The organism is Rhodococcus sp. PSBB066 (assembly GCF_017068255.1).
Classification (GTDB): domain Bacteria; phylum Actinomycetota; class Actinomycetes; order Mycobacteriales; family Mycobacteriaceae; genus Rhodococcus; species Rhodococcus aetherivorans.
This window is the reverse complement of record NZ_CP070859.1, coordinates 2,756,448-2,774,080: the sequence shown is the minus strand read 5'-3', so window position 1 is coordinate 2,774,080 and position 17,633 is coordinate 2,756,448. Positions and strand designations below refer to the sequence as shown.

General features: G+C 68.6%; 11 protein-coding genes. All 11 read right to left on the bottom strand.

The features are described from left to right. Positions 1 to 19: 19 nt before the first annotated feature. Complete coding sequence (locus tag JYA75_RS12870) at positions 20 to 3,991, bottom strand: DNA-directed RNA polymerase subunit beta' (protein ID WP_203330080.1); 3,972 nt, start codon at positions 3,989 to 3,991, stop codon at positions 20 to 22. 111 nt (positions 3,992 to 4,102) lie between these two features. Next, positions 4,103 to 7,609 carry a DNA-directed RNA polymerase subunit beta gene (locus JYA75_RS12865; RefSeq protein ID WP_029545057.1) on the bottom strand — a complete coding sequence of 1,169 codons (3,507 nt, stop codon included), beginning with the start codon at positions 7,607 to 7,609 and terminating at the stop codon, positions 4,103 to 4,105. Positions 7,610 to 7,950: 341 nt separating this feature from the next. Beyond that, on the bottom strand, positions 7,951 to 8,853 hold the full coding sequence (locus JYA75_RS12860) for a hypothetical protein (RefSeq protein ID WP_050035596.1): 903 nt from the start codon (positions 8,851 to 8,853) through the stop codon (positions 7,951 to 7,953). Between the two features lie 20 nt (positions 8,854 to 8,873). Further along, on the bottom strand, positions 8,874 to 9,467 hold the full coding sequence (locus tag JYA75_RS12855; protein ID WP_050035597.1) for a hypothetical protein: 594 nt from the start codon (positions 9,465 to 9,467) through the stop codon (positions 8,874 to 8,876). 95 nt (positions 9,468 to 9,562) lie between these two features. Beyond that, entirely contained in the window at positions 9,563 to 10,810 is a 1,248-nt protein-coding gene (locus JYA75_RS12850) for an MlaD family protein (RefSeq protein WP_050035598.1), read from the bottom strand. Continuing rightward, positions 10,810 to 12,090 (bottom strand): MCE family protein, encoded by a 1,281-nt coding sequence (locus JYA75_RS12845; protein ID WP_006931303.1) that lies wholly within the window; start codon positions 12,088 to 12,090, stop codon positions 10,810 to 10,812. The genes JYA75_RS12850 and JYA75_RS12845 overlap by 1 nt, the downstream gene beginning before the upstream one ends. After that, complete coding sequence (locus JYA75_RS12840) at positions 12,087 to 13,337, bottom strand: MCE family protein (protein WP_006931305.1); 1,251 nt, start codon at positions 13,335 to 13,337, stop codon at positions 12,087 to 12,089. Before JYA75_RS12840 ends, JYA75_RS12845 begins: the two co-directional genes overlap by 4 nt. Beyond that, positions 13,337 to 14,332, bottom strand: a complete 996-nt coding sequence (locus JYA75_RS12835; RefSeq protein WP_003937627.1) for an MCE family protein — start codon at positions 14,330 to 14,332, stop codon at positions 13,337 to 13,339. Before JYA75_RS12835 ends, JYA75_RS12840 begins: the two co-directional genes overlap by 1 nt. Beyond that, on the bottom strand, positions 14,329 to 15,408 hold the full coding sequence (locus JYA75_RS12830) for an MlaD family protein (protein ID WP_006931307.1): 1,080 nt from the start codon (positions 15,406 to 15,408) through the stop codon (positions 14,329 to 14,331). Before JYA75_RS12830 ends, JYA75_RS12835 begins: the two co-directional genes overlap by 4 nt. After that, positions 15,405 to 16,772, bottom strand: a complete 1,368-nt coding sequence (locus tag JYA75_RS12825; RefSeq protein WP_006931309.1) for an MCE family protein — start codon at positions 16,770 to 16,772, stop codon at positions 15,405 to 15,407. The genes JYA75_RS12830 and JYA75_RS12825 overlap by 4 nt, the downstream gene beginning before the upstream one ends. Beyond that, on the bottom strand, positions 16,769 to 17,629 hold the full coding sequence (locus tag JYA75_RS12820; RefSeq protein ID WP_029545068.1) for an ABC transporter permease: 861 nt from the start codon (positions 17,627 to 17,629) through the stop codon (positions 16,769 to 16,771). Before JYA75_RS12820 ends, JYA75_RS12825 begins: the two co-directional genes overlap by 4 nt. Between the last annotated feature and the right edge of the window lie 4 nt (positions 17,630 to 17,633).

The window sequence follows — 17,633 nt, the reverse complement described above, 5'->3', positions numbered from 1 at the left end:
CCCGGCCGCGGCGACGGATCTACCGGTAGTCGCTGGAGTAACCGTAATCGTCGAGCGGAACCGCAGCGCCGGTGTTCTGGCCGAAGCCCTCCGGCGAGTAGTACTGATCCTCGTACGACGGGATCGCGTACGCGGCCGCGCGGGCCTCCTCGGTCGGCTGCACCTGGATGTTCCGGTACCGGTTGATGCCGGTGCCGGCCGGGATCAGCTTGCCGATGATCACGTTCTCCTTCAGACCGATCAGCTTGTCCGAGCGGCAGTTGATCGCCGCGTCGGTCAGCACGCGAGTGGTCTCCTGGAACGACGCCGCCGACAGCCACGAATCGGTGGCCAGCGACGCCTTGGTGATACCCATGAGCACGGGACGACCGGCAGCCGGCTCGCCGCCCTCGGCGACGACCCGCCGGTTGGAGGCCTCGAACTCGCTGCGCTCGACCAGCGAACCGGGCAGGAACTCCGTCGAACCCGAGTCGATGATCGTGACGCGACGCAGCATCTGGCGCACGATGACCTCGATGTGCTTGTCGTGGATCGACACACCCTGGCTGCGGTACACCTCCTGAACCTCGTTCACGAGGTGGACCTGCACCTGACGCGGACCCATGACACGCAGCACCTCGTGCGGATCGGCAGCACCCTCGAGGAGCTGCTGACCGACCTCCACGTGGTCGCCGTCGGCAAGGATGCCCTCGGTGCCGTTCGCCTTGCGGATCACGTGCAGACGCTGACGCTTCGACAGCTTGTCGTACACGACCTCCTCGCCGCCGTCGTCCGGGACGATGGTGATCTTGTAGAAGCGGTCGTCGTCCTCGAGGCGCACGCGGCCGGAGACGTCGGCGATGGGCGCCTTGCCCTTCGGGACGCGGGCCTCGAACAGCTCCTGCACTCGCGGCAGACCGCCGGTGATGTCCTCACCGACGCCACCCTGGTGGAACGTACGCATCGTCAGCTGCGTACCGGGCTCACCGATCGACTGCGCGGCGACGATACCGACGGCCTCGCCGATGTCGACGAGCTTGCCGGTCGCCATCGAGCGGCCGTAGCAGGTGGCGCACACGCCGGTGCCGGTGTCGCAGGTCAGCACGGAGCGGACCTTGACCTTCCGGATGCCGGCGGCCAGCAGGGCCTCGATCGCCGGGTCGCCGAGGTCGCTGCCCCGGGTGACGACGACGTTGCCGTCCGCGTCGACCGCATCGGTGGCCAGCGTACGGGCGTACGTGCTGGTCTCGATGTGGGCGTCGCGCACCAGGCGGCCGGTCTCGTTGCCCGCGCCGTCGCGCTCGGGCTCGGCGATGACCATCTCGATACCGCGCGGGGTGCCGCAGTCGGTCTCGCGGACGATGACGTCCTGCGACACGTCGACCAGACGACGGGTCAGGTAACCCGAGTCGGCGGTACGGAGCGCGGTGTCGGCCAGACCCTTACGGGCACCGTGGGTGTTGATGAAGTACTCGAGCACGGTCAGGCCCTCACGGAACGAGGACTTGATCGGGCGCGGGATGAACTCACCCTTCGGGTTCGTCACCAGACCCTTCATGCCCGCGAGCGAGCGGATCTGGGTCATGTTGCCCGCGGCGCCGGACTTCACGATCGTCGGGATCGGGTTGTCGTCCGGGTAGTGCGCCTCCATGGCCTGACCGACCTCTTCGGTCGCCTCCTGCCACAGCTTGACGAGCGAGTCGCGCCGCTCCTCCTTCGAGAGGGCACCACGAGCGAACTTGCGCTCGAGCTGATCCGCGGACGCCTCGTAGCGCTCGAGGATCTCCTTCTTCTCCGGCGGCACCAGCACGTCGGCCATCGACACGGTGACACCCGAGCGGGTGGCCCAGTAGAAGCCGGCGTCCTTGAGCTTGTCGACGGTCTGCGCGACGACGATCATCGGGTAGCGCTCGGCCAGATCGTTGATGATCGCGGCCTGACGCTTCTTCGGCATGACGTCGTTGACGAAGCCGTAGTTCACCGGCAGCAGCTCGTTGAACAGCACGCGACCGAGCGTGGTCTGCACGGTCCAGCCGTCACCGTAGTTCCAGCCGTCGGGGAACAGCTCGGCCTCGACGTCCTTCGGCGGGCGCTGCCGCGTCAGGCGCACCTTGATCGGGGCCTGCACCGAGAGCACGCCGCGGTCGACGGCCATGATGGCCTCGGCCGGGGACGAGTACACGCCCTGCTCCGGCTCGTCGTCGGTAGCCGGCCGGTACGCGCCCGGCGCGTCCTCGACCAGGCGGGTCAGGTGGAACAGACCGGTCACCATGTCCAGACGCGGCATGGCGAGCGGACGACCCGACGCCGGCGACAGGATGTTGTTCGACGACAGCATCAGGACGCGGGCCTCGGCCTGCGCCTCCGCGGACAGCGGCAGGTGCACGGCCATCTGGTCACCGTCGAAGTCGGCGTTGAACGCCTCACACACGAGCGGGTGCAGCTGGATGGCCTTGCCCTCGACGAGCTGCGGCTCGAACGCCTGGATACCGAGGCGGTGCAGCGTAGGAGCACGGTTGAGCAGCACGGGGTGCTCGTTGATGACCTCTTCGAGGACGTCCCACACCTGCGGGCGCTGCCGCTCGACCATGCGCTTCGCGGACTTGATGTTCTGCGCGTGGTTCAGGTCGACCAGGCGCTTCATCACGAACGGCTTGAACAGCTCGAGCGCCATCAGCTTCGGCAGACCGCACTGGTGCAGCTTGAGCTGCGGGCCGACAACGATGACCGAACGGCCGGAGTAGTCGACGCGCTTGCCGAGCAGGTTCTGACGGAACCGGCCCTGCTTGCCCTTGAGGAGGTCGGACAGCGACTTCAGCGGACGGTTGCCCGGGCCGGTGACCGGCCGGCCACGACGGCCGTTGTCGAACAACGCGTCCACGGACTCCTGCAGCATCCGCTTCTCGTTGTTGACGATGATCTCGGGGGCGCCGAGGTCGATCAGTCGCTTGAGGCGGTTGTTGCGGTTGATGACGCGGCGGTACAGGTCGTTCAGGTCGGAGGTCGCGAAGCGCCCACCGTCGAGCTGCACCATCGGACGCAGCTCCGGCGGGATCACCGGCACCGCATCGAGAACCATGCCCATGGGCGAGTTGCCGGACTGCTGGAACGCCGCGACGACCTTCAGTCGCTTCAGGGCGCGCAGCTTCTTCTGGCCCTTGCCGCTGCGGATGGTCTCGCGCAGCGACTCGGCCTCGGCGTCGATATCGAAGTTCTCGATGAGCTTCTGGATCGACTCGGCACCCATCGCGCCGGTGAAGTACTCGCCGTAGCGGTCCTGCAGCTCGCGGTAGAGCAGCTCGTCGACGATCAGGTCCTTCGGCTTGAGCTTGGTGAAGGTGTTCCAGATCTCCTCGAGCCGGTCCAGCTCACGCTGGGCGCGGTCGCGCAGCTGACGCATCTCGCGCTCGCCGCCGTCCTTGACCTTGCGGCGGACGTCGGACTTGGCACCCTCCGTCTCGAGCTCGGCCAGGTCGGCCTCGAGCTTCTGCGCGCGGGCCTCGAGGTCGGCGTCGCGCTGATCGGCGACGGACTTCTTCTCGACCTCCATCTCGGCCTCGAGGGTCGAGAGCTCGTTGTGGCGCAGCTCGTCGTCCACCGCCGTGATGACGTACGCGGCGAAGTAGATGATCTTCTCGAGATCCTTCGGCGCCAGGTCGAGCAGGTAGCCGAGGCGGCTCGGCACACCCTTGAAGTACCAGATGTGCGTGACCGGCGCGGCGAGCTCGATGTGGCCCATGCGCTCACGACGCACCTTGGCGCGAGTGACCTCGACGCCGCAGCGCTCACAGATGATGCCCTTGAAGCGGACACGCTTGTACTTGCCGCAGTAGCACTCCCAGTCCCGGGTGGGGCCGAAGATCTTCTCGCAGAAGAGGCCGTCCTTCTCGGGCTTGAGCGTGCGGTAGTTGATGGTCTCCGGCTTCTTGACCTCGCCGTACGACCAGTTGCGGATGTCCTCCGCAGTGGCCAGGCCGATGCGGAGTTCATCGAAGAAGTTGACGTCGAGCACGTAACTTCCTTTCCCCTTTACGGGTTTTGTTGCTGCTAGTTGTCGCTATCGCTGCCGGGGCCCGATGAGATACGCGCCGGCTGAGCGGGGCGTATCTCATCGGGTCGGCTCCTAGTTCGCGAGGTCGTCGACCGTGGCCGACTCGTTGCGGGAAAGGTTGATGCCCAGGTTGGCCGCCGCCCGCTCGAGGTCCTCGTCGTCGCCGTCGGCCATCGCGATGGCCGCGCCGTCGCTGGACAGCACCTCCACGTTCAGGCACAGCGACTGGAGCTCCTTGAGGAGCACCTTGAAGGACTCGGGGATGCCCGGCTCCGGGATGTTCTCGCCCTTCACGATGGCCTCGTAGACCTTCACGCGGCCCACCACGTCGTCCGACTTGATGGTGAGCAGCTCCTGCAGCGTGTACGCCGCACCGTAGGCCTGCATGGCCCAGCACTCCATCTCACCGAAGCGCTGGCCACCGAACTGCGCCTTACCACCGAGCGGCTGCTGGGTGATCATCGAGTACGGGCCGGTCGAACGCGCGTGGATCTTGTCGTCGACCAGGTGGTGCAGCTTGATGATGTACATGTAGCCGACCGACACCGGGTACGGGAACGGCTCGCCGGAGCGACCGTCGAACAGCGTCGCCTTGCCGTCGGGGCCGACCATGACCTCGCCGTCGCGGTTCGGCAGCGTGGAGCCCAGCAGGCCCGTCAGCTCGTCCTCGCGGGCACCGTCGAACACCGGGGTGGCGATGTTGGTGTTCGGCTCGGCGGCGAGCATGTCGTCGGACAGGTTCTTCGCCCACTCCGGACGCTCGCCGTCCCCGGCCACCTGGACGTTCCAGCCGGCCTTGCCGATCCAGCCGAGATGCGTCTCGAGGATCTGGCCGATGTTCATACGACGCGGAACACCGTGGGTGTTGAGGATGATGTCGACCGGGGTGCCGTCGGGCAGGAACGGCATGTCCTCCTGCGGGAGGATCTTGCCGATGACGCCCTTGTTGCCGTGCCGGCCGGCGAGCTTGTCGCCGTCCTGGATCTTGCGCTTCTGCGCCACGTACACGCGGACCAGCTCGTTGACACCCGGGGGCAGATCGTCGTCGTCCTCGCGCGAGAACACGCGGACGCCGATGACCTTGCCGGTCTCGCCGTGCGGCACCTTCAGCGACGTGTCGCGCACCTCGCGGGCCTTCTCGCCGAAGATCGCGCGCAGCAGCCGCTCCTCGGGGGTCAGCTCGGTCTCGCCCTTCGGGGTGACCTTGCCGACGAGGATGTCGCCGTCGCGCACCTCGGCACCGATGCGCACGATGCCGCGCTCGTCGAGGTCCGCGAGGACCTCGTCGGAGACGTTGGGGATGTCGCGGGTGATCTCCTCGGCACCGAGCTTGGTGTCGCGGGCGTCGATCTCGTGCTCCTCGATGTGGATCGAGGTGAGCACGTCCTCCTCCACGAGGCGCTGCGACAGGATGATCGCGTCCTCGTAGTTGTGGCCTTCCCACGGCATGATCGCCACGAGCAGGTTCTTGCCGAGCGCCATCTCACCGTTCTCGGTGCAGGGGCCGTCGGCGAGGACCTGGCCGGACTCGACGCGCTGGCCCTCGTCCACGATCGGCCGCTGGTTCGAGCAGGTGCCCTGGTTCGAGCGGTCGAACTTGCGCAGCCGGTAGGTGCGACGGGTGCCGTCGTCGGCCATCACGGTGATGAAGTCGGCCGAGACCTCCTCGATCACGCCCGACTTCTCGGTGACGACGACGTCGCCGGCATCGACGGCGGCACGCAGCTCCATGCCGGTACCGACGACCGGGGCCTCGTTGCGCACCAGCGGCACGGCCTGACGCTGCATGTTCGCACCCATGAGGGCACGGTTGGCGTCGTCGTGCTCGAGGAACGGGATCATGGCCGTGGCCACCGACACCATCTGCCGCGGCGAGACGTCCATGTAGTCGACCTCGGTCGCCGCGACGAACTCGACCTCGCCGCCCTTCTTGCGGACGAGGACGCGCTCCTCGGTGAAGCGGCCGTCGGCGTCGACCGGCGAGTTGGCCTGCGCCACGACGTGGCGGTCCTCCTCGTCGGCGGTCAGGTAGTCGACCTGGTCGGTGACGATGCCGCCCTCGACCTTGCGGTACGGGGTCTCGATGAAACCGAACGGGTTGACCCGCGCGTACACCGACAGGGAGCCGATCAGGCCGATGTTCGGGCCTTCCGGCGTCTCGATCGGGCACATGCGGCCGTAGTGCGAGTGGTGGACGTCGCGGACCTCGAGGCCGGCCCGCTCACGGGACAGACCACCGGGGCCGAGCGCCGAGAGGCGGCGCTTGTGGGTCAGGCCCGACAGCGGGTTGTTCTGGTCCATGAACTGCGACAGCTGGGAGGTTCCGAAGAACTCCTTGATCGCGGCCACGACGGGACGGATGTTGATCAGCGTCTGCGGCGTGATGGCCTCGACGTCCTGGGTGGTCATCCGCTCGCGGACGACGCGCTCCATGCGGGACAGGCCGACGCGGATCTGGTTCTGGATGAGCTCGCCGACGGTGCGCAGGCGACGGTTGCCGAAGTGGTCGATGTCGTCGACCTCGACGGGAACCTCGACGCCGCCGGGCGCCGTCATGGTGGTCTCGCTCGCGTGCAGGCGCACCAGGTACTCGATCGTGGCGACGATGTCTTCCTCGGTGAGGGTCGACGCCTCGATCGGCTGGCCGGCGTTCAGGCCCAGCTTCTTGTTGATCTTGTAACGTCCCACGCGCGCCAGGTCGTAGCGCTTGTCCTTGAAGAAGAGGTTCTCCAGCAGGGTCTGCGCGCTCTCCTTGGTGGGCGGCTCGCCCGGGCGCAGCTTGCGGTAGATGTCGAGCAGCGCCTCGTCGGTGCCGGCCGTGTTGTCCTTCTCGAGGGTGGACATCATGATCTCGGAGAAGCCGAAGCGCTCGACGATCTGCTCGTTGGTCCAGCCGAGGGCCTTGAGCAGCACGGTGACCGGCTGGCGGCGCTTGCGGTCGATCCGCACGCCGACGGTGTCGCGCTTGTCGACGTCGAACTCGAGCCACGCGCCGCGGCCCGGGATCACCTTGACGCTGTGCAGGTCCTTCTCGGTGCTCTTGTCGACCGCGCGGTCGAAGTACACGCCCGGGGAGCGCACCAGCTGCGAGACGACGACACGCTCGGTGCCGTTGATGATGAAGGTGCCCTTGTCGGTCATCATCGGGAAGTCACCCATGAAGACCGTCTGGCTCTTGATCTCGCCGGTGTTGTTGTTGATGAACTCGGCAGTGACGAACAGCGGCGCCGCGTACGTCATGTCCTTGTCCTTGCACTCCTCGACCGAGGCCTTGACCTCGTCGAAGCGCGGATCGGAGAAGGACAGGGACATCGACCCGGAGAAGTCCTCGATCGGAGAGAGCTCCGCCAGGATCTCCTCGAGGCCACCGACGACGGGGCCGTCACCGCGCTCGGCAGCGAGCGCGCGCCAGCGCTCCGAGCCGATCAGCCATTCGAAGGAATCTGTCTGTAGATCGAGGAGCCCAGGGACTTCGAGAGGTTCGCGAATCTTCGCGAACGACACCCTCTTCGGGGCTCCGGGGATTCCGGCAACTGCCTTGGTCTGGCTAGAGACTGCCAAGATGCGTCCTTCCAGCACCTCACGCGGGCCGCTCCAACCGGTGCGACCGCCGCTGTACCTGCTTCTTCATGTGGGGCGTTATCGCTGGTCGCAACCCGAACGACAACCCCACCACGAAGTCGGCGGAACGAGCCCCGAAGGGCAACGCTCCCGGCGATGCGGTCGAAGGATGGACAGGAGGCAGCCAGCGCAAAGTCCGAACTTACACCCAAAAGTCGCAGATGTCGAGCGACGGCACGAAAAGAAGCGCCCGACCCCGGGCGCCCAGGACGCGTATTCGTGCGTGCGTACCGATAGAGTGACCGCTCACGCCGCCCGCGTCAAGAGCAACCAGGCCGATTGTCCCGTCGGAACGTCCGTCACCGGTCCCGGATCTCGGAGACCAGCCACTTGCCGTCGATCCTCTCCATCCGCACCAGCAGCGGCGCCGACGCACTGCCCTGGGCGACCGCGTCGCCCGTCGCGCTGACGCTGATGAACGCCGCGACCTCGGCGCGGTCGTCGTCGAGCATCGACGCACCGATGTGGTCGATCCGCACCTCCGTCGCGGTGTGCGTCTGCACCGCGGCCTGCTTGGTGACCTCCGCGGTCAGGTCGAACTCCTCCCGCATCGGCGGGGTGAGGACCTCGCGGATCTCGGCGAAGTCCTGCTCGATCGTCTCGTGGTTGTAGCCGTGCATCGTCTCGATCGCATGGCCGGCGGCAGCGGTGACCTCCGCCGTCGCGGCGCTGTCGACCCACGCCTCGTTGCTCACCGTCGCGCCGGGACGGGCGGCAGCGACCGCGGCGAACGCACCGAGTGCGACCGCGGCACCGCCGAGGATCGCCACCGGGCGCCAGCTGCCGCGCGCGACGGTGCCGCCGGGCTGCTCCCCCGGCTCCCGCTCCGCTCCGGCGTCCTCGACCGGTGCCGGCGTGCGCAGGCCGGGAGCGCTCTTGCGGGCCGTCTCGGACCCGGAAGCCGTGGGGGCTTTCCCGGCCGGCTCCACCGGGGCCGGTGTGGGCGCCTGCGGCGCGGTGGTCGCGGACGGCTCGGACCCGGTCGTCGCGGGCCCGGTGGTCGCGGGCCCGGTCGTCGCGGACTCGGTCGTCGCGGGCTCGATCGTCGCGGGCTCGGTCGTCGCGGGCTCGGTCGTCGCGGGCTCGGGGGTCTCGGGGCGGGCGGCACCGCCCGGGGCCGGGGTCCGGCCCGTTCCCGCGATCTTGGGCCGCCGGCCCCTCGGGGGACCCATCGGATTGGGCTTGCGACGCTGCGGGGGCACTACACACTCTCCTTCATGGCTCACTCGCCTCCGGCGGATCCGGGATCGGCCGGTGCGGGCGCAGGATCGCCCGGCACGGGCGCGGGATCGGCCGGCGGCGCGGGTTGCTGCGCTCCTTCCACGGGCCCGCCGCCGAGCTGCACCGAGTCCAGCGGCTGGATCGTCTCCGCCTTCCAGATGTCGCCGTCCTTGCGCATCGCCACGTTCACGGTGACCTTGTTCTCGACGAAGTTGTCGGGCCAGGTGGTCTTCACCGCCAGGACGATCAGGGCGTTCGCCGTGTTCGCGTCCGTGTCCAGCGCCGTCAGGGAGCCGAACAGCACGTTCGCCGACATGCCCGTGCCCGTCTGTGCCACCTGCTGACGGATCTGCTGCTCCGTCGCGGCCAGGTCGCTGTTCAGGGCCTCACCGGTGATCGACGAACGCATGTTCTCGATCGACCGGTCGACGTCGGCGGCGTCGACGCTGTTGAGGTTGATCGCGGCCTGCATCGCCCCGGACAGGGCGGCGTCCCGCGCATCGGCCGTCGGGCGGTCGGCGAGCAGGGCCCGCCCCCATCCGAAGCCGAACCAGGCGGCCGCCACGAGGGCGATCACCGCCAGCACGCTCACCACTGCCAGGACGATCCTGCGTATCTTGTCGCCGCCCGCCCCCGCCGTCTGCGGGGGACGGGACGTCGTGTCTGCGGTCACTGCACCAACCTACTTACCTACTTCGGGGTGACTCCGAGCAACGGCGCGAGCTGCGTCGCGATCGGATTCAGATTGAGCTTGTCCGGATCCTGCTTCGGCGTGAAGTCCCACGGCTGGATCGTCGCCGGGTCGGCGAACACGATCCGGTTCGCGCTCCGCACGCCGGTGACGCTGCCCTGCGGGGCCTCACAGGACGCCTCCGTGTTGAACGGAAAGTCCTGTTGGGTGTCGTCGAAGTTGGGATCCCGGCGCTGCATCTCGTCGAGGATCGCCTGAGTGCCCTCGTACCCGAGGGTGCACGACGGCGGGTTGTTCGTCTCGAGCAGGATGCCCTGCCGGACCGTGCCGTCGCCGGGCGCCACCGTCCCGGCGCTGGCCGCCACGGCCGGCAGGAACGCGAGCAGCGGCTGCAACGCGACGGCCTGCGGGCCGAGCTTGTCGCCGAGCAGCGCCAGGTTCGTCAGGTTCGCCGTCAGGCCGGGGCCCGAATCCGCGACCAGCTGCGTGAGCTCCTCGCTCGCCGCCGTCCCGGTCTCGAGGAGGCGACGGACGTCCGGGTCGCTGTCGCGCAGCTGCGCGGTCACCAGGTCCAGATCCGCGCTGAACTGCCGGATCGCCGACGCCTGCACCGACTGGGTGTCGAGCACCGTTTGGCTGTCGCGGATCAGCGACACCGTCTGCGGCAGGTACTGCACTCCGGCGTCGCTGAGCTGGGCCAGGGAGTCCACGAGGGTCTGCAGCTGGCCACCGCGGCCGTCGAACGCCGCCCCCAGCTCGGTCACCACCGTGCGCAGCGAGTCCACCGGCACCGACCGGACGAGCGCGTTCGTGCTCACCAGCAGGTCCTGCACGGGCACGGGCACGTCGGTGGCTTCCTGGCCGATGACCGATCCCGCTTCGAGGTAGGGGCCCTCGTCGGTATCCGGTTGCAGATCGACGTACTGCTCGCCGATCGCCGACCGGTTCGCCACCACGGCACGGGTGGACGCGGGGATCTGCGGCCCGCCGTTGTCGAGGAGCAGCGTGACGTCGATGCCGTCCTCGGTCAGGCCGAGCTCGCCGACCCGCCCCACCGGCACGCCCCGGTAGGTGACCTCGGCGTTGGTGAAGATGCCGCCCGAATCGGCGAACCGTGCGTGGACGGTGTACTGCCCGAACCCGAGCAGGTTGTCGAGGCGGACGTACCGCGCGCCGACGAACACCACCCCGAGCAGCGCGATCACCACGAACGCGACCAGCTGTATCCGCAGCATTCGCGATCTCATCATCGCCCTCCCCCGACTCCGAGCTGGTTCAACAGGCCCTCCAGCGGATTGGCCGGCGCCGGGTCGTCGCCGGTGTCCGCCGCCGCGGCCGGCTGACCGGGCAGCGTCACCCCCGGCGGCAGTTCGAGTCCCACGGGCAGCTTCGGCGCCGGCAGCACCGGCAGCAGCGAGACCGTCGGCCAGCCCGGCCTCGGCCCGTTGCCGTTGTAGTACGGGTTCGACGGATCCACGACGGGCTTGGGCTCGCCGAACTTCGGCTGCCGGTAGACCGGCTCGCCCTGACCGACGCCGAGCGAGGCCAGCGCGTCCCCGATCTGCAGGTCCACGGCGAGGAACAGGTTGACCGAGCCACCGAGGGCGATCTTCTCGACCCCGTCGGGGAACGGCACCGTCGGGATGAACGGCAGCGCCTTCACCAGATCGTCGCCGGAAGCGGCGAGCTGCTGCAGGGTGGGGCGCAGGGCCAGCAGGTCGGCGATGAGGTCCTCCTTGGACTGGTCGAGCACGTCGGTGCCCACCGTCCCCAGGCGGTCGAGCTGACCGAGCAGTTCGGTCAGCTGGGGCCGCTGCTGTTCGAGCACCGCGGTGGCCACCGGCAGGTCGTCGAGGATCGCCGCGATGCGGTCGTTCTGTTCCGCGACCCGGACGGTGAGCACATCGAGGCCGTCGAGGGCGCGGGTGATGTCGTCGCGCTGCTGGTTGAGACCGTCGATGAGCCGATCCGCCTGTTGCAGAAGGCTCTTCGTGGTGCCTTCCCGGCCCTCGAACGCGGTGGACAGCTCCTCGACCACCGGCTGCAGCTGGCCGACGCCGCCGCCGTTGAGCAGCAGCGAGAGGGCGCCGAGCACGGGCTCGAGTTCCGTGGCGTGCCGGGTCCGGTCCAGCGGAATGACGTCGCCGTCGGCGAGCAGTTCGCGCGACGGGTCGCTCGGCGGCGGACTGAGCTGGACGAACTTCTCGCCCAGCAGACTGGTCTGTTCCACCGCGGCATACGCGTTGGCCGGCAGCTCCACTGCCGAGTCGACCACGATCCCGACGTCGGCGGTCCACCCGTCGGGACCGACGGAGACCGTCTCCACCCGGCCGACGGGCACGCCGTCCACCTTGACGGTGGACTGCGGCACGAGGTCGAGCACGTCGTCGAACTGCACGGTCACGTGGATCGGGTCGGACCCGACGTCCGCACCACCGGGCAGGGGGAGGCTCGCGGCCCCGCCGCACCCCGACACCGCCAGGGCCGTCACGCAGGCCCCGGCACCGAGAATCGCCGAGCGTCTCACTGTCCGCCCCTCTCCAGGTCCAGGCGCGGTGACTCGACACCGGGCACCGTGCCGGGAACCACCCGGCGCTGGATGTTCTCGCCGCTCAGGACGCCGAACGGCAGGATCAGATCCGGCGTCCGGACGTCGTTGGTGATCTGCTCGGCGAGGCCGGAACACTGATCGATCAGCGGCTGCATCTGCCGGCCGAGCTGCTCGAACCTCGGGTCACCCGGCACGAGCCGACCGAGGTCGATGAGCTTGCACATCACGCCCGCCGGATCCTGCAGATCGGTCACCACCAGGCGGGAGGCGAGCGACCCGGACTCCGCGTCGTAGGAGTTGACGAGGTTGCTCACCGCCAGGGGCAGCAGGGTCAGCGAGTTCACCAGTGAATCCCGGTTGGCGGCAAGGTTGTTCGTCACCGGGACCAGAGCGTCCACGTTGTCCTTCAACGCCGCCTGATTGTCGTTGACGAACTGCGCGACCACCCCGAGCGACTCCGACAGCTGGTTCAGCGCGAGCCCGAGATTCTCCCGCTCGCCGGCCAGATAGCCCGACAGGTCCGACAACTGCGCGTTGAACTCGCGCACCTGCTGATCGTTGGCCGCCAGCGCGGACACGAAGATCTGCAGGTTCTCGATGGTGCCGAACAGGTCGCCGCGCGACTCGTTGAGCGTGCGCGACGCGGCGGAGAGCTGCTCGATGGTCTGGCCGAGCGCGGCACCGTTGCCTTCGAGATTCTCGGCGCCGGTCTCCACGAAGCGCGTCAGGGCGCCGTCCTTGTTGGCACCCTCGGGACCGAGCGCCCGCGACAGCTCGTCGACGCTGGCGTACAGCTGGTCCACCTCCACCGGGGTGGCGGTCCGTTCCCGCGGGATGACGGCGCCGTCGGCCATCGTCTCGCCGCCGGTGTACACCGGGGCGAGCTGCACGTAGCGGTCCGCGACGACCGACGGGGTGATCTGCACGGCCTTGGCGTCGGCGGGGATGTCGACGCCGCGGTCGACCCGCATGTCCACCCGCACCTGGTCCCCTTCGGGGACGACCGCGGTGACCTTGCCGACCTCGACGCCGAGGACCCGGACACCGGACCCCTCGTACACCCCGACGGCCTTGTCGAAGTAGGCCGTGATCTCGGTGGTTCCCATGCGGTTGAAGACCCACCACAGCACACCGGCGATCAGTACCACGGCCGCGGTGATCGCGGCGATCAGCAGCACCATCGGGCCGCGCCGTGAGCCGCCACCGGACTCGGCATGCGACATCAGTTCTCTCCCAACGTGCGAACCGGATCGCGGTATCCGGGGATCTCCGGCAATCCGGGCGGAATGAGGTTCACGACGACCTGGTCGAACCAGCGGCCGTTGCCGACGACATTCGAGTACAGCCGGACGAACGGCTCGTACAGCTTCATCGCGCGGTCCAGATCGTCGTTGCGGTCCTGCAGGATCTGCACCACTCCCCGGAGCTGGTCGAGCGCCGGGCCGATCGTCGCCTCGTTGTCGCGGACCAGACCGGTCAGCTCGGCAGACAGCCGCTGCGTGCCCGTCAGCAGCTGCGAGATGGCCTGCTGCCGGTTGTTGAGTTCTGCGATCAGCAGGGCGCCGTCGCTGATCAGCCGGTTGAACTCCGCGTTGCGGTCGGCGAGGATCTGCGAGGTCCGGCCGGTCGCCTCGAGCAGCCGTTTGAGCTCCTGGTCCCGGCTCGCAACGGTCTGCGAGAGCCGGGTGACTCCGTCGAGCGAGGCCCGGATGTCGTCCGGTGTCTGCGAGAACGCCTCCGAGAGCGTGTCGAAGCTCGTGGCCAGCTGTTCCGAGTCGATCTCGCCCAGGGTGGTGGCCGCGGACGAGAACGCCTCGATCACGTCGTACGGGGCTACGGTGCGCGACAACGGGATCCGATCATCCGGGTCGAGCACCTCGGTGCCCCGCGGCTCGAGGGCGAGGTACTTCTGGCCGAGGATCGTCTTGATCTGGATCGAGGCCGAGGTGTCGTTGCCGAGCCAGGCGTCCTTGACCTTGAACGACACGAGCACCCGGTCCCCGTCGAGCTCGATGTCGGTGACCTGACCGACCTTGACTCCGGCGATGCGCACCTCGTTGGTGGGCTTGAGGCCGGCCGCCTCGGTGAACTCCGCGCGGTAGGTGGCGCCGGCCCCGATGATCGGCAGCGAATCCAGGAAGAACGCCGACAGGGTGGCCAGCAGGACCACGAGAATCCCGAGGGCGCCGGACACGGCCGGACTGCGACGTCTGCTCATCGTCCCTGCAACTCCTGCATCCCGTCCTGCGTGCACCGCTTGGCGGCGTTGGTGTAGATCGGCTGGTTCACCGTGGGCAGGCCGGTCGGCAGGTTCAGGTACGGAACCGAACCCGGGCCGGCGATCACGTCGATGCCGCACAGGTAGAACTGGAACCACGACCCGTAGCTCGCGACCCGGCCCAGCTTCTCGAGCTTGACCGGAAGGGTGGCGAGGACCTCGTCGACCGCGTCGCGGTTGCTGTTCAGGTTCGCCCCGAGCTGCTGCACCGCCGTGACGGAGCCGGCGATGGCCGGCCGGGTCGGCTCGAGCAGATCGGCCGTCGCGTCCGTCAGCCCGGCCAGCGACTGCACGGCCGCACCCACCGTGTCGCGGTCGGCGGCCAGCCCGCTGACCAGCGCCTGCGTGTTGACGAGCAACGAGTCGAGCTGATCGTCCCGCTCGTTGATGTTGGTGAGCACCGAGTTCAGGTTGTCGATGACCGCACCGATGACCCGGTCCTTGTCGGCGATCGTGTTGGTCAGGCTCGCCGTCGTGCGCACCAGGTCGTCGATGGTTCCGGCCTCGCCCTGGAACACCTGGACTATCTGCGACGACAGCGTGTTGACGTCCTCGGCGCTCAGGGTCTGGAACAGGGGCCGGAACCCGTTGAACAGGGTGGTCAGGTTCACGGCCGGCTTGGTGCGCTCCAGCGGGATGGTGTCGCCGCCGGTCAGCTTCATCCCCTGCATGCCCTCGCCCTGGTCGAGGGCGATGTAGCGCTGGCCGACGAGCGTCCGGTAGCGGATCGTCGCGGTCGTCGCGGCGGGCAGCCAGTCCCGGTCGGACATCGAGAACGTCACGCGCGCCTCGCGCCGGTCGACGATCTCGATCTTCTCGACCTGGCCGACGCGGACGCCGGCGATTCGGATGTCGTCGCCCTCGTTGAGCGACGTCACGTCCGTGAAGATCGCGTGGAATTTCGTGCCTCCGCCGCCGCCGAGGCTCGCGATGGTCGCCGCGAGCATTCCGGTGGCGAGGATCGTGACCACGGCGAAGACGATCAGCTTGATCAGCGGTGCTGCCAGGCCTCTCATCGGAAGCTCACCTCCGTTCCACGCAGTGCGGGCGCGCCCAGGCGCGTCGTCCAGGTCGGCACGTCCTCGGGCGCGATGCCCGTCGCCTCCGCGTACACGACGCCGAGGGCGTCCTGCTCGGCCCGCGACCCGGTGTACGAGACCTGCGTCGTCGCCGGGGTCGTCCCGATCAGCTCGCCGACGTCGTCCGGCACCCCGGACCCCTCGGGGGCCGGGAAGTACGACATGGTCTCCGGGCCCGGGTTGCGGGACGGCACCTGGTAGGAGCCGTCGTTGATCGAACCGCCGGGGTACTGCGGGAAGAACCGGCCCGGGGCCGTGACGTTGTCGTAGCAGGTGGGGCCGCGGACGTCGAGCAGGCGCGGCTCGTCCTGGTTCGGCAGGTACCGGCCCTTCGGATTGACGAACTGGACGCTCGCCCGCACGCCGGGGAACGGGTCGTCGGCCGCGAGCACCCCCGCAGCCGCGGGTGCCGCGTCGGCGAAGCCCTTCAGCATGCACGGGTACGACGGCGAGTACCGGGCCAGCAACTGCAGGGCCTGCTTGGAGTCGGCGGCGATGCTGATGATCGACCCGGCGTTCTGCTCGAGCAGCCCGGCGGTCGCCGACGACGCCCCCGTCGCCGTGACCAGCAGAGTCTCGAGCTGGTTCTCCTGTTCCACCACGGTGTTGCCGGTGGTGCGCAGGTTGTCGAGGGCGCTGATCAGATCGGGCGCGGCGTCGGAGTAGGTCTGGGAGAAGTCCGCGAGCCCGCGCAGGTCCTCCTGCACGGCCGGGAGCTCCACGTTCACCTCGCGGAACACCTGCTCGAGCCGGTCCACGGTCTGCCCGAGGGTCTCGCCGCGGCCGCTCAGGCCCTGGGCCAGGGCGCCGAGGGTGTTCGCGAGATCCTGCGGTGGGATGGCCTCGAGCAGGGGCAGCAGCCCGTCGAGCACCTCGCCGAGTTCGACGGTCTCGGCGCTCGTGTCCTGCATCAGGGTGTCCCCCGCCTGGATCGGGCGCGCCGGCCGGTCCGGGAGGATCAGCGAGACGTAACGCTCCCCGAACAACGTCTTCGGCAGCAGCTGTGCGGTCGCGTTCGCGGGGATCAGGCCGGCCTTGTCCGGTTCGAGCGCGAGATGTGCGGTCACCGTCCCGCTCTCGGCCGACGTGCCGCGGACCTCGCCGACGATCAGTCCGCGCACCTTCACGTCCGCGTTCATCGGCAGCGCGTTGCCGACCTCGTCGGTCACGAGGTCCACCTCGACGACCTTCTTGAACGTCTTGTTGTACATCGCGATGGTGACGAACAGGAACAGACCCAGCACGACGAAGAACAGCAGGCCGAGAACCCTCCGCTTGAGGGTCGAGGGAGTCGGGTTCATCCGGCCACCCTCACGGTCGTGGTGGTGCCCCAGATGGCGAGGCTGAGGAAGAAGTCGAGCACGGCGATCGTGACGATCGCGGTGCGCACTGCACGGCCGACGGCCACGCCGACGCCCGCGGGTCCCCCGCTGGCGTTGAAGCCGTAGTAGCAGTGGATGAGGATCAGGAAGAAGGCGAAGACGAGGACCTTCCCGAAGGAGTACAGCACGTCCTCGGGCGGCAGGAACAGATTGAAGTAGTGGTCGTACGAACCCGACGACTGCCCGTTGAACAGGGTGCTGATCACGCGTGTCGCGAGGTACGCGGCGAGCAGGCCGATGATGTACAGCGGGATGACGGCGACGAAACCGGCGATCATCCGGGAGGTGACGAGGAACGGCACCGACGGCACCGCCATCACCTCGAGCGCGTCGATCTCCTCGCTGATCCGCATCGCACCGAGCTGGGCGGTGAAGCCACAGCCCACCGTCGCCGACAGCGCCAGGGCCGCGACGATCGGGGCGAGTTCACGCGTGTTGACGTACGCCGACAGGAAGCCGGTGAGCACCGAGGAGCCGAGCTGCTCGAGGGCGGCGTAGCCCTGCAGACCCACGACGACGCCGGTGAAACCGGACATCATGGCGATGACACCGATGGTGCCGCCGATGACGGCGAGCGCGCCGCTGCCGAAGGTGACCTCGGCGAGCAGCCGCAGCACCTCCTTGCGGTAGTGGACGAGGGTGCGCGGGGTCCACGCGATGGCCCGCGCGTAGAACGACATCTGGTCGCCTGCCCGATCCAGCATGTCGAGAGGAGCGCGCACGATTCTGCGCCCGCGGAGCCAGATGACGTCTCCGCGGCCCTTTGCGATTGTCATCGAG

Coding starts and splice junctions, on each gene's coding strand:
- JYA75_RS12850 (WP_050035598.1), bottom strand. CDS start 10,810: ATGAGATCGCGAATGCTGCGGATACAGCTGGTCGCGTTCGTGGTGATC.
- JYA75_RS12840 (WP_006931305.1), bottom strand. CDS start 13,337: ATGTCGCATGCCGAGTCCGGTGGCGGCTCACGGCGCGGCCCGATGGTG.
- JYA75_RS12835 (WP_003937627.1), bottom strand. CDS start 14,332: ATGAGCAGACGTCGCAGTCCGGCCGTGTCCGGCGCCCTCGGGATTCTC.
- JYA75_RS12830 (WP_006931307.1), bottom strand. CDS start 15,408: ATGAGAGGCCTGGCAGCACCGCTGATCAAGCTGATCGTCTTCGCCGTG.
- JYA75_RS12825 (WP_006931309.1), bottom strand. CDS start 16,772: ATGAACCCGACTCCCTCGACCCTCAAGCGGAGGGTTCTCGGCCTGCTG.
- JYA75_RS12820 (WP_029545068.1), bottom strand. CDS start 17,629: ATGACAATCGCAAAGGGCCGCGGAGACGTCATCTGGCTCCGCGGGCGC.